This is a genomic window from Streptomyces sp. NPDC006552, from assembly GCF_040611655.1.
Classification (GTDB): Bacteria; Actinomycetota; Actinomycetes; order Streptomycetales; family Streptomycetaceae; genus Streptomyces.
The window spans coordinates 58,988-70,166 of sequence record NZ_JBEXOS010000041.1; the positions used below are offsets into that span (position 1 = coordinate 58,988).

At 71.4% G+C, this 11,179-nt stretch carries 12 protein-coding genes and 1 pseudogene; 7 read left to right on the forward strand and 6 right to left on the reverse strand.

All coding sequences use genetic code 11. The features are described 5' to 3' along the window. Nucleotides 1-178 precede the first annotated feature (178 nt). Nucleotides 179-1,084 (reverse strand): transposase, encoded by a 906-nt coding sequence (locus ABZY33_RS23100; protein ID WP_356493522.1) that lies wholly within the window; start codon nt 1,082-1,084, stop codon nt 179-181. 1,173 nt (nt 1,085-2,257) lie between these two features. Further along, a pseudogene (locus ABZY33_RS23105) lies at nt 2,258-2,359 on the reverse strand (3-oxoadipate enol-lactone hydrolase); the annotation flags it as partial. Between the two features lie 68 nt (nt 2,360-2,427). On the opposite strand from ABZY33_RS23105, the gene ABZY33_RS23110 reads away from it, so the two are divergent. Then, complete coding sequence (locus ABZY33_RS23110) at nt 2,428-2,586, forward strand: hypothetical protein (RefSeq protein ID WP_356493523.1); 159 nt, start codon at nt 2,428-2,430, stop codon at nt 2,584-2,586. A 68-nt stretch (nt 2,587-2,654) separates the two neighbouring features. On the opposite strand, the gene ABZY33_RS23115 is transcribed toward ABZY33_RS23110, so the two are convergent. Continuing rightward, the gene (locus ABZY33_RS23115; protein WP_356493535.1) at nt 2,655-3,563 is read right to left on the reverse strand and encodes an NADP-dependent oxidoreductase; all 909 of its coding nucleotides are present in this window, start codon (nt 3,561-3,563) and stop codon (nt 2,655-2,657) included. Nucleotides 3,564-3,779: 216 nt separating this feature from the next. Here ABZY33_RS23115 and ABZY33_RS23120 point away from each other — a divergent pair, with 216 nt between their 5' ends. Next, a complete protein-coding gene (locus ABZY33_RS23120) occupies nt 3,780-4,136 on the forward strand; it encodes a MerR family transcriptional regulator (protein WP_356493524.1) in 357 nt (118 codons plus the stop codon). A 161-nt stretch (nt 4,137-4,297) separates the two neighbouring features. Here ABZY33_RS23120 and ABZY33_RS23125 read toward each other — a convergent pair whose 3' ends face one another. Beyond that, complete coding sequence (locus ABZY33_RS23125) at nt 4,298-5,311, reverse strand: NADP-dependent oxidoreductase (RefSeq protein ID WP_356493525.1); 1,014 nt, start codon at nt 5,309-5,311, stop codon at nt 4,298-4,300. A 125-nt stretch (nt 5,312-5,436) separates the two neighbouring features. On the opposite strand from ABZY33_RS23125, the gene ABZY33_RS23130 reads away from it, so the two are divergent. The 5 genes from ABZY33_RS23130 to ABZY33_RS23150 all read left to right on the forward strand — a co-directional run bounded on the left by ABZY33_RS23130 (nt 5,437) and on the right by ABZY33_RS23150 (nt 9,110). Further along, nucleotides 5,437-6,024: a helix-turn-helix domain-containing protein gene (locus tag ABZY33_RS23130; protein ID WP_356493536.1), complete on the forward strand. Its 588-nt coding sequence runs from the start codon at nt 5,437-5,439 to the stop codon at nt 6,022-6,024. A gap of 3 nt (nt 6,025-6,027) precedes the next feature. Next, nucleotides 6,028-6,501 carry a CGNR zinc finger domain-containing protein gene (locus ABZY33_RS23135; RefSeq protein WP_356493526.1) on the forward strand — a complete coding sequence of 158 codons (474 nt, stop codon included), beginning with the start codon at nt 6,028-6,030 and terminating at the stop codon, nt 6,499-6,501. Nucleotides 6,502-6,663: 162 nt separating this feature from the next. After that, the gene (locus tag ABZY33_RS23140; protein WP_356493527.1) at nt 6,664-7,497 is read left to right on the forward strand and encodes an inositol monophosphatase family protein; all 834 of its coding nucleotides are present in this window, start codon (nt 6,664-6,666) and stop codon (nt 7,495-7,497) included. Nucleotides 7,498-7,538: 41 nt separating this feature from the next. Further along, nucleotides 7,539-8,135 carry an NAD(P)-binding domain-containing protein gene (locus ABZY33_RS23145; protein WP_356493528.1) on the forward strand — a complete coding sequence of 199 codons (597 nt, stop codon included), beginning with the start codon at nt 7,539-7,541 and terminating at the stop codon, nt 8,133-8,135. Nucleotides 8,136-8,189: 54 nt separating this feature from the next. Then, the gene (locus ABZY33_RS23150) at nt 8,190-9,110 is read left to right on the forward strand and encodes a LysR family transcriptional regulator (protein ID WP_356493529.1); all 921 of its coding nucleotides are present in this window, start codon (nt 8,190-8,192) and stop codon (nt 9,108-9,110) included. A gap of 3 nt (nt 9,111-9,113) precedes the next feature. Here ABZY33_RS23150 and ABZY33_RS23155 read toward each other — a convergent pair whose 3' ends face one another. Next, a complete protein-coding gene (locus tag ABZY33_RS23155; protein WP_356493530.1) occupies nt 9,114-9,695 on the reverse strand; it encodes a sugar kinase in 582 nt (193 codons plus the stop codon). Nucleotides 9,696-9,720: 25 nt separating this feature from the next. After that, a complete protein-coding gene (locus ABZY33_RS23160; RefSeq protein WP_356493531.1) occupies nt 9,721-10,863 on the reverse strand; it encodes an ROK family glucokinase in 1,143 nt (380 codons plus the stop codon). Between the last annotated feature and the right edge of the window lie 316 nt (nt 10,864-11,179).

Genomic DNA, 11,179 nt, shown 5'->3' on the forward strand with positions numbered 1-11,179 from the left:
CGCTGCTCCAGGCGTAAGTCGAACGACTGCATACGCTCCTGCCTTGACCTGTGCCCGACGTGATGTGGAGCCGCAATATGTACCATCCGATTCCGCAGTCGCCGAGCAAGCCGCCAATTTCAACTGCTAGTTGATGACCTGCATGCTGACGGGTACACGCACAGTTGCGGACGACCACCTAGGCCGCTAGCAGCGCTATCTGTTTCCCGTCCCCTTCGAAGCGACACCTCAGCAAGGAAGGCTGAGCGGCAGCTGCCGGGCCAAGGGGGAGACCTCCCGGGCCGCGTAGCGTTTGAGGCAGCGGATGACCTCCCGCCGGGGCTTGCCCTCCTTCAGCCGGCGCTCGTAATACTCTGCGTACGCGCATCAACGCGCAGGCGGGTGACACGATGCGGTGCAGTGCTGCATTGGCCTGACGATCACCACCCCGGTTCAGGCGACGGAACTGCCGGCGCCCCGAAGAACGCTCCACCGGGCTGACCCCACACAGCGCAGCGAACGACCCCTCGCTCTCCAGGCGCTCCGGGTTGTCGCCCACTGCGAAGAGCAACGCGACCGCCGTGTTCGGACCGATCCCTACCACCTCGAGCAACTGCGGAGCATGGCACGCCACGAGCCGTGCCATCCGCGCCTCGACGTCCTCGATCTGCTCAGAAAGCTGGCCGATCCGGCACGCCAGCAGCCCGAGCGTGATCCGAGTGGCCTGCAACACCATCTCCTCACCGCCCTCGCCATCAACGACCGAGCCGGGCAACCGCGCACAGAGCCGAACCAGCTCGACACTGCCCAGCGGCGCCAACTCCGCCCGCAGGACGGGATCAGCGGTGACAAGAACAGACTTGAGCTGATTGATGGCCTGCGTGCGAGCCTTGACCGCCGACGCCTTCGCAAGCTTGTACATACGCGCGATCTGCACCGGCCCGTCGCCCGCCTTGGCCCGTGCCCGCGCCCGCCCGCTCAGCACCGCCCGCGCCGCGTTCTGCGCATCCAGCGGATCCGGCTTACCGCGCCGCCGACGATCAGCCCGGTCTATCCGGTTCACGTCAAACACATCGACGCCCCGCGCCAGCAGATAACGGGACAACGACGCCCCATACGAGCCGGTCCCCTCCACACCCGCCCGACGCACACAGCCCGTTCCCTGCCCACTTCAGCAGTTCGCGATAACCCGCCGCAGTGGCCGGGAACTCACCCCTGCCCGTAACCGTCCCCGTAACCGACGGCACCGCCGCCACATGCGCGTCGCAATGCGTATCCACTCCCAGCACGATCTCCCCAGCTGAACCACGGCGACGTGTGCACAACTGCTGCTGTTGCCGTGGGCACGGTCGCAGTGGCCATGCTCGTTTCCCCTTCCGGCTCGGTCCGCCAACGCGTCACATTGCCGGAACCGGGCCCAGGGGCGGTCAGAATCGTGAGACGCCATAACGAACAGCACGCCCCTATCGGGACACGCCCCGCCGGCCCGGCACCGACAACGCACCGTCCCCGGCCACCAGCCGACAGGGTGAGATCAGGACACCATGGTCGGAGAAGTCAGGAGCCAGGCCCAGACCCGGGACAGCACTCACCATCGCCCCGCCCACCGCAACAACTCCACCCGCAAACCCCAAGAATGCTCACCCGAGCCCTATGAGCAGCCGGAACGCGACGCCACACGAGCATTGCAGGACCTCAGCAATGCACTCTCGATCAAGTCCCCTCATCAAAACGCGTCACGAACCCGGACCGGAAAAGATGAAGAACGCCGTGCGGGAAGCAGACCCCTCATATGGCATCCGCTACCGCGACCCCAGATGTAGATGCTGGACCTCGTATACGAACCCGATACCGCACCGCTGCGACGCAGCCTGCGCGAAGACATCGCCGACGTTCCCGACGGCCGAACCATCCCCGCGCTCGAGCGATAGGCCCTATCGGAAACGCAGAAACCGTGACGGCAAAACCCCACGTCATCAACAACAAAACGCGCGTCCGCCTGATCACGGCGCCCCCGACGTCCGACGCACCAGCCGAGCAGACGACTGTCCGGTGACCAGCCCTCAACAGGCACGAGACCGGTCGGATGTGACACGACGGGCCTCGCCGGCCGTGGTGCGGTGAGGCCCGTCGCAGCCCCAACTACGAGGCACCACAAGCGCCCCACGAGTCACAGCAAAGTCACCAACACCATCGACGCACCGGGGTCACGGCACCCAGAACGGGCGCAAACGCCATCGTTTCGGACCACGTGGACGCCTGAAGACGGTTTCTACGACATGTGCCAGGTCGTGCCCAGTGAGGGACCCAGGATCAGGACCGGGGCCTCTTCCGGCCCGTCGAAGCGGTATTGCAGGGGGGTCGACGGTATCTCACTCACGCCCCCGACCCTCTCACGTCCCAACCGGGGCCCCGGCGCCAGGGCCGGAAAGTCCGGAGGGGGGCCGCGTGCCGGGCGGAGCGAGCGTACGGATTCCGGGTCAGGTCGTGGGCTGCCCGCGGGGGTTGCCCGCCCGGGCTGTGGTTGCGGTGGAGCTGGTGGTCACCGTCGGCCCGGCCCGCTGCGTCGCCATGGTCATCATCTGGACCGACCGGGAGATCGCCTGACGACCAGCCACCTTCAGGGCTTGACCGTGGGAAAGCCCGTGACCTGCTCGGACACAGACCCGGCCTGTTCAGATGCGGACCACGATCTTTCCTCGGGTGCGTCCCCGCTCGGCGTACGCGTGGGCGTCGGCGATCCGCTCCAGGGGGTAGGTCTGTTCGATCCGGGGTGTGTAGCGGCCCTGTCCGCCCAGGTCCGCCGCCGCGGACAGGAGAGTGGAGTCGTTCACCGCGTCGGCCACATGCGTGCCCAGGCGCTGCCCGCGCGCGTGGTCCGCGACCGTCGCGACGCGCTTCGGGTCGCCCGCGATCGCGACGAGGTCGTCCAGGGAACCGGAGGCCGCGGTGTCGAGCACGAGGTCGACGCCGTGCGGCGCGAGAGCGGTGAGGCGCTGGGCGAGGCCGGGGCCGTACGTGGTGGGGACGGCGCCGAGAGAGGTGAGGAACGCGTGGTTGCGTTCGCCGGCGGTCCCGATCACGGCGGCGGCACCTCGTGCCACGGCGATCTCGACGGCCGCGCTGCCCACGCCTCCGGCGGCGCCCTCGACAAGGAGGGTGCGCCCCGCGAGCGGGCCGAGCGCGTCGAGCCCGCGCATCGCGGTCACGGACGCGAGACCGGCGCCCGCGGCCTGCTCGTCGTTCCACGCGGCGGGGGTGTGCGCCCAGGCCGAGAGGACGAACAACTCCGCGGTCGCGCCGGTGACGCCGCCCAGCCCGAAGACCCGGTCGCCGATGCTCACCCCCTGGACGCCGTCGCCGATCTCGTCGACCACACCGGCGGCGTCGCGTCCGGGGATGCCGGGCAGATCCAGGGGGAAGATCTCGCGCAGGGCGCCGGAGCGCAGCTTCCAGTCGATGGGATTGACGCCGGCCGCCGCGACGCGGACCCGGACCTCGCCGGGGCCGGGGTGAGGGTCGGGAACCTGGTCGACCACCAGGATCTCCGCTCCGCCGTATTCGTGGAACCGTGCTGCGCGCATCATGGTCTGCCTTCTTTTGACGGGCCGGAATCACGGGCTCATCCGACGCTCGTCACCCTAGAACCTGACGTTGACGTGAGGTGCAAGCCGCATTCCGTGCACCGCGTGAACGCGCACCGCTCCCGGGGCTGCCCCGGAGCCGGCATTGCTAGCCTGGACCTGACGTCGACGTGAGGTACCAGCGGGATACGAGCAGGAAGGGAGTGGGCCGGCATCATGCGCATCGGACAGCTCGCCAGGCGGTCAGGGGTCAGCGTGCGGGCCCTGCGCTACTACGAGGAGCAGCGGCTCCTGGAGTCGGCGCGGACGCCCGGTGGGCAGCGTGACTATCCCGACGAAGCCCTGGAGCGGGTCCAGCTCATCCAGGACCTCTTCGCGGCCGGCCTCTCCAGCCGTACCGTCGTCGAACTCCTGCCGTGCGTGAGCACCGGCGTCGCGACCCCCGCCATGCTCGACCAGCTCGTCATCGAACGCGACCGCATCGCCGCACGCATCCAGGACCTGACCCGGGCCCAGACCAAGCTCGGCCGCGTGATCGAGAACGTGGCCGCGGCGAACGTGGCGCGGGACTGACCGACCGTCACCAGGGGTGGGGCGCCGGCCTGCCCGGCATCTGCTCGCGCGCTCTTGCGCCCTCGGTCACCGGAGCCGGATCGGCCCCGGAGGCCGGCTCGCCGGAGGCCACGCCGCCCTCCGGGGCTCTGGCGCCCTTCGGGTGCGGCCGGCCCACGGGGCTACGGGACCGTGAGGACGATCTTGCCCTGGATGTGTCCCTGGGCGGCGCGTGCGTGCGCGGCCGGGGCGTCCGCGAGCGTGAACGTGCTGTCGACCGCGACGCGGATCTCGCCCGCGTCGAGCAGGCGCCCCAGTTCGGCGAGCTGGGTGCCGTTCGCGCGGACCTGCGTGCCGGTGACGGTGACGCCCAGTTCCGCGTTCTCCTCGTCGTCGAACTCCCCGAAGTACACCGGGTGGAGGGCGCCGCCGCGCTTGAGGGTGGGCAGGAAGCGCCGGCTGGTGGGCCCTCCGACGGCATCCAGGACGACATCGACGCCCCGGACGTCGTCCTCGGGCCGCTCCTTGGTGTAGTCGATGAACTCGTCGGCGCCGATTTCGCGCAGGAACCTCTCATGGCGCCCGGAGGCCACGGCGATGACGCGGGCTCCCTTCCACTTGGCGAGTTGCACGGCCAGGTGGCCCACGCCGCCCGCCGCGCCGTTGACGAGCACCGTGGTGTCGCCGTTCAGCACCGGCGGGCGATGCCTGGCGTCCTGGAACGGAGAGGGATGGTCATGGCCGACATCGATCAGGTACTGCCACGCCGTCAGCCCTGACATGGGCAGCCCGGCGGCGTGCGGGTGATCGAGCGCGGCCGGCTTGGGGGCCAGATCGGACGCCGGAGCGGTGACGTACTCGGCGTACGCGCCGCTCTGCATCCGGACGGGAAAACGCAGCATGCCGAACACCTCGTCCCCGACCGCGAAGCCGTGGACGTCGTCCGCGACGGCGTGCACGATGCCCGAGACGTCGGTCCCCAGGGTCAGGGGAAGGTCGAACCGGGGCCGGAACTCGGGAGGGACGCCGGGCATGCCCTCGCGCACGTACCAGTCGGGCGGGTTGAGGCCCGCCGCGCGTACGCGGACGAGCACCTCGCCCGGAGCCGGTGCGGGCACCTCCACCTCTTCCTGGCGCAGCACTTCCGCGCCGCCGAACTCATGCAGCCTGATGGCCTTCATCGTGGGGGCCGACATCATCGTTCTCCTTCTGTCCGCAGGGGGTACGCTGATTCGGATCAGCGATCCACATAAGTGGTTCACTGATCCGAATATATGGACCAGTGAACCACTTAGTCAAGAGTCACGTGAGTGAGGGACCCATGCGGGCCGACGCCAGGAGAAACCGCGACCATGCGCTCGCCGTGGCCGGCGACGTCATCAGCGAGCAGGGGGTCGACGTCTCGATGCGCGACATCGCGCGCCGCGCCGGTGTCGGGCTCGCGACGCTTCTGCGGCACTTCCCGACGCGCGAGGCGCTGCTGGAGGCGCTGCTGCACACGAGCTTCCACGACTTGACGGCCAGGGCCGCCGAGTTCGAGGCATCGCAGCCGGCCGATGGCGCCCTCGTCGCGTGGGTCCGCGAGTGCGTCGCGTGGACCACCGAGTACCGAGGCGTGACGGTGCTGATGGCGGCCGCCATCAAGGACCCCACGTCCGCGCTGCACACCTCGTGCACCACCCTGCGCGCGGCCGGTGCGCGCCTCCTCGCCCAGGCGCAGGCGGCAGGCGCGGCCCGGGACGACATCGACGGCGACGACCTGTTCGCACTGATCGCCATGCTCGCCTGGGCCGGGGACCAGCCGGCGCTCGCCCCCCGCGCCGACCGCCTGTTCACCGTTCTCGCCGACGCGATCCTGACGACGAGCACGGACGGCCGCGTGGGCGGGAGCGTGGACGACGAGGGGTGACACGTGCTGCTGGACCTGCTCAACAGCAGGCCGCTGGTCAACGGCGAGGAACGCGACGCGCTCGGCGACCCGGTCCGCGGCGGACGCTGGGCGCGGGAGCACGGGGGCGAAGGCAGCCCGGCGGAACTGGCCCTGCCGCGCGAGGCACGGGACACCCTGCGGGACCTGGTGACCGGACAGCGCCCGCCCGCCGCGCCGAGCCCGCTGCTCGAAGGGGTCCGCCAGGTCCCGGAGTTCACTCCGGACGGTCTTCGGTGGACCGCCCAGAGCCCTCCGCACGCCCGGCCGGCCGTCGAGGCGGTCCTCGCCCGGGCCGCCACCGAGGAGCGACTACCCGGCCGGCTGCGCCCCTGCGCCGACGGCGAGTGCCGCCTGTTCCTGCCCGACCGCAGCCGCGCCGACCGCGCCCGCTGGTGCTCGATGGCCGTCTGCGGCGACCGCGCGAAAGCACGCCGCCCCTATGAACGCACCCGCTGACGGGTTACCCGAGGGCGCCAGTTGCATGGGAGTCATCCCAGCAGTGTTTTACATGCACTTGAAGTTAATGATGGGTGCTCCTACCTTCGAGGTGCAGGCGCGAACGGAACACGGTTTCGCCTGGTCCGCTCGACCACCCCCTCCTCACCTGGGAGCACCGCCATGTCCGACTCGATCCAGTCGACCGAGATCGCCGCGCCCGCCGACCCCGCGTCCGAAGCGGAGTTGCTCACGCAGACCGCCGAAGCCGTACGCGCGGCGGGTTCGGTGTTGCGGGAGCGGTTCGGAGAGGTGGTCCGCCACCACAGCCGCGACGAGTTGATGAGCGCCCTCGCCGCCAACGACGACGCGGCCCTCGACGTCCTGCGCCCCCGCCTCGCCGCGCTGCGCCCGGCCGCCCGCTTCGTGGCGGACGAACTCGCGGGCGGGGCCCTGCCCCCCGGCGAGTGGTGGGTCGTGGACCCGGCCGAGGGCAACGTCAATCATCTGCACGCCCTCCCCGAGTGGGCGGTGACGGCCACCCTCGTCCGCGACAACCAGCCGGTGCTCACCGCGGTCCACCTGCCGCTGACCGGCGAGACCTACACCGCGCGCGCCGGCGCCGGCGCTTACCTGAACGGCCGCCCGCTGCACGTGTCCGCGACCACGGACCTCGGCCTGAGCCTCGTGGCCACGAGCCAGGCCAGGCCGGACGAGGACGAGGCGGTCGTACGGCGCATCGGCTCCTCCATCACCGCGATGCTCTTCGGCGCGCTCGTGGTGCGCACCTCCGTGCCCGCCACCCTGCACCTGGCGAACGTGGCCGCCGGCCGGGTCGACGCCTTCTGGCAGTACGCCGGCGCCCGCGCGGACCTGCTGCCCGGAGCGCTGCTCGTCACCGAGGCCGGCGGTCGGATCTCCGACGCCGAGGGCCGCCCCTGGACCCCACAGAGCGAGAGCTTCCTGGCCGCCGCGCCCGGCGTCCACGCCGAGGCCGTCGCCACGCTCTCCCGCTGACCGCGCCCCACATCCTGTACGCACGGAAGGACCAGAACTCCATGACCACGATCGCAGTTCTCGGAAACGGCCGCGTCGGCGGCAGCCTCGCCCAGGCCCTCGTCCGGGCAGGACATGAGGTGACCGTGGCGGACCGCACACCGGGCGCCGCCGCCGACGCCGCCAGGGCGGCGCAGGTCGTCGTGAACGCCACCCCGGGCGACGGCTCGCTGGAGCGGCTCACCGCACTGCGTGCGGAGCTGCGGGGCAAGATCCTCGTCGACGTCTCCAACGCCACCCTCGACGGACCGGACGGACTCCCCGCCGACCTGCTGTACCCCGGCTCGAGCCTGGCCGAGCAGCTCCAGGAAGCGCTTCCCGAAACGCGCGTCGTCAAGACGCTCAACACCATGCTCTTCCCGGTGATGACCGCGCCCGCCGCGCTCGCCCAGCCGCCGACCGCCTTCCTCTCCGGCACGGACCCGCAGGCCAAGCAGGTCGTCCGCGGGCTTCTCGCCGACCTCGGCTGGCGGCCGGAGTGGATCACGGACCTCGGCGGGATCGAGACCGCCCGCGCCACGGAGGCCGCGATCCTGTTCGTCCCGCACGTGATCCGGTCCAGCGGATTCGCGCCCTTCGCCATCTCGGTCACCCGCTGAGAGCCGGGCACCATTAACACCAGGTGCATGCCTCTCACTTGTATGGTTACCGGCATGCAATTGGACTTGAATCTGCTCACCGCCCTGGACGCGCTGCTGGAGGAGGGCAGTGTGGCGGGCGCCGCGGCCCGCCTTCACGTCACCGCACCGGCGATGAGCCGCTCTCTCGGCCGTATCCGCGCTGCGACAGGCGACCAGATCCTGGTCCGCACCGGACGTCACATGACCCCCACCCCCCGCGCGCTGGCCATGCGCACCGAGGTCCACACCCTGGTCCAGCAAGCCCACCACCTGCTGTCCGCCCGGACGGAACTCGACCTGGCGGCGCTGGAGCGGGTCTTCACCGTCCGCTGGCACGACGCCGTCGCCACCGCCTGCGGGACCGCACTGATCTCCGCCGTGCACCGCCAGGCCCCCGGGGTGCAACTGCGCCTCACCGCCGAGCCGGGTGACGACACGCCCCAGCTGCGCCGCGGCGAGGTCGACCTCGCCTCCAGCGCGGGCCCGCCGTCCCTGCCCGACATACGCCACCGTCTCGTCGGCAGCGACCGGCTCGTCCTCGCCGTGCGGCCGGGCCACCCGCTCACCGAACGGCCGGTGACCGCCGAGCGGTACGCGGCGGCCGAACACGTGACCGTCTCCCGGCGCGGAGGGCTGCGCGACCGGATCGACGACGCCCTGGCCGCACAGGGCCACGAGCGCCGCGTCATCGCCTCCGCCCCCACCACGGCCACCGCGCTGCAACTCGCCCGGGACGCCGGCCTCGTGGTCACCCTCCCCGACGCGGCCACCCGCTCCTCGCGCGACCGGCTGGGTCTGACCACACTGCCGCTGCCGCTCGACCTGCCGGACGTACCCCTCCATCTGCTCTGGCACCAGCGCCACGACAACGACCCCGCCCACACCTGGCTGCGCGACACGGCCACGCGCATCCTGCGGTCCCTGTTCACTCCGCCCGCGCCCCCTGGCGCGTAGCGCTCAGGGGTGGGTGGTCGAGACGACGAAGACCATGGGGTGGTCCGGGTTGGAGCGGTTGACCACGATGCTCTGGGTGGGGGACGGCTTCTTCTGGGCGTGGGTGAGGCCGTACCAGGGGCCGGGGCCGGTGAACTCCCAGCCGGCGACGGACCGGTCCCGGGCCGCGATCGGAAGCTTGTCGCGGTCGAGGTCGCGGGTGTCGCTGCCGATCCGCTGCAAGAAGGTGTCCAGACCGGCGTTGCTGGTGAGGAACTGCGCGTACAGGCGACTGACCTTGTAGTTGTTCGTCTCGTAGTAGGCGACGTTGCGGGAGTACCCGGGGATCGGGGTCTCGTAGAGCCGGCGCTGCACCTTGGAGGGCCAGCCGATGGTGAGGCCGGTCGCCGAGTACTTGGCCTCCTTGTCCTTGCCGCTGTTGCGGCTCTGGTTCGCGGAGATCACCAGGTATCCGGCGGGGATGCCGATGAGCAGCACGATGGTCAGGAGGGTGAGCGCGCGGCGGCGGATCACCCGGGCGCGGTCCTGGGCCGGGCGCGGCGGCTCCTCGTCGGGGGACGAGGGCTGACGGGGCACGGTCGTCATGGCTGGCATTCCTGTCGCTCTGGTCTCACTGGCCCTCGGCGCCGGTGCGCGTGCGCGCGTACCTCTCGTACCGCTCGTAGCGCTCCACGCGACGGCGCTTGGCGCGGCGGAAGCGGCGGGCGACGAGGCGGGCGAGGTCCGCGGCGCCGACCATGCCGGCCTCGGGGCCGAGCTGGGCGCGGGCGATCCGGGCCTCGGGGCGGTAGCCGCGGCCGGTGAGGTGGCGCTTGAAGGCGTCGCGGGCGGGGCCGATGAGCAGGTCGTCGGCGGCGGAGACGCCCCCGCCGATCACGAAGCAGGACGGGTCGAGGGCGGCGGCGAGGTTGGCGATGCCGACGCCGAGCCACTGGCCGATGTCCTGGAGCAGCTCGACGCACATGGCGTCGCCCTCGCGGGCCAGCTCGGTGATGAGCGGCCCGGTGATGTCGGGGACGCTGCCCTTGACCCGGTCGATGATGTTGTACGCGACCGGGGAGTCGGCGGCGGCGAGTTCGCGGGCCTCGCGGACCAGCGCGTTGCCGGAGCTGTACTGCTCCCAGCAGCCGCGATTGCCGCACGGGCAGCGGTGGCCGCCGGGGACGACCTGCATGTGGCCGAACTCGCCGGCGACGCCGAACTTGCCCCGCTTGACCTGGCCGTCCTCCAGGATCGCGCCGCCGATGCCGGTGCCGAGCGTGATCATGACGAGGTGTTCCTCGCCGCGGCCCGCCCCGAACCGCCATTCGGCCCAGGCGGCGGTGTTGGCGTCGTTGTCGACGAGGACGGGGACGGAGAGGCGGCCGGCGAGGCGGTCGCGCAGCGGTTCGTTGCGCCAGGACAGGTGCGGGGCGAACAGGATGCGGTTGCGGTCCGCGTCGACCCAGCCGGCCGCGCCGATGCCGACGGCGTGTACGTCGTGCCGGTCGGAGAGGTCGAGCACCAGCTCGGTGATGGTGTCCTCGACGGCCTTGGGGCTCTTCGACTTGTCGGGGGTCTCGGCGCGCAGCGTCTCCAGGATGGCGCCGTCCGCGTCCACGACGCCCGCCATCACCTTCGTGCCGCCGATGTCGATGCCGACGGTGGGGACGCGGGGGGCCGTCAGGTGCGAGCGGCGCTCCCGGGTGCCGACGGTCCGCAGGACGGTGGCCCGGGCGCTGCCCCGGTGGGCGAGGTCGCGGTAGGTGCTCATTGCGGCGATTCTGCCTCACGCGTCGGCTCCGCCGCATGCCGGGTTTGGGGGTTGCGGGGGCGCCGCGCCGCGCTATCCCGTCCCGGCCGCGCGCCAACGGACCTGACCGCGCAGTTCCCCGCGCCCCTTGTAGGCAGTCGTACGACTCCCGGCCGGTGGGACTTCTCGCGCAGTTCCCCGCGCCCCTCAAAGGCAGTCGTACGGCCCCCGGCCGGTGGGGGTTCTCGCGCAGTTCCCCGCGCCCCTCAAAGGCAGTCGTTCGACCCCCGGCCGGTGGGGGTTCTCGCGCAGTTCCCCGCGCCCCTCAAAGGCAGTC

Bases quoted from the DNA above. Each gene is read 5' to 3' on its own strand.
- ABZY33_RS23140 (WP_356493527.1), top strand. From the start codon at position 6,664: ATGTCCGACTCGATCCAGTCGACCGAGATCGCCGCGCCCGCCGACCCC.
- ABZY33_RS23145 (WP_356493528.1), top strand. From the start codon at position 7,539: ATGACCACGATCGCAGTTCTCGGAAACGGCCGCGTCGGCGGCAGCCTC.
- ABZY33_RS23125 (WP_356493525.1), bottom strand. From the start codon at position 5,311: ATGTCGGCCCCCACGATGAAGGCCATCAGGCTGCATGAGTTCGGCGGC.
- ABZY33_RS23160 (WP_356493531.1), bottom strand. From the start codon at position 10,863: ATGAGCACCTACCGCGACCTCGCCCACCGGGGCAGCGCCCGGGCCACC.
- ABZY33_RS23115 (WP_356493535.1), bottom strand. From the start codon at position 3,563: ATGCGCGCAGCACGGTTCCACGAATACGGCGGAGCGGAGATCCTGGTG.
- ABZY33_RS23155 (WP_356493530.1), bottom strand. From the start codon at position 9,695: ATGACGACCGTGCCCCGTCAGCCCTCGTCCCCCGACGAGGAGCCGCCG.
- ABZY33_RS23130 (WP_356493536.1), top strand. From the start codon at position 5,437: ATGCGGGCCGACGCCAGGAGAAACCGCGACCATGCGCTCGCCGTGGCC.
- ABZY33_RS23150 (WP_356493529.1), top strand. From the start codon at position 8,190: ATGCAATTGGACTTGAATCTGCTCACCGCCCTGGACGCGCTGCTGGAG.
- ABZY33_RS23120 (WP_356493524.1), top strand. From the start codon at position 3,780: ATGCGCATCGGACAGCTCGCCAGGCGGTCAGGGGTCAGCGTGCGGGCC.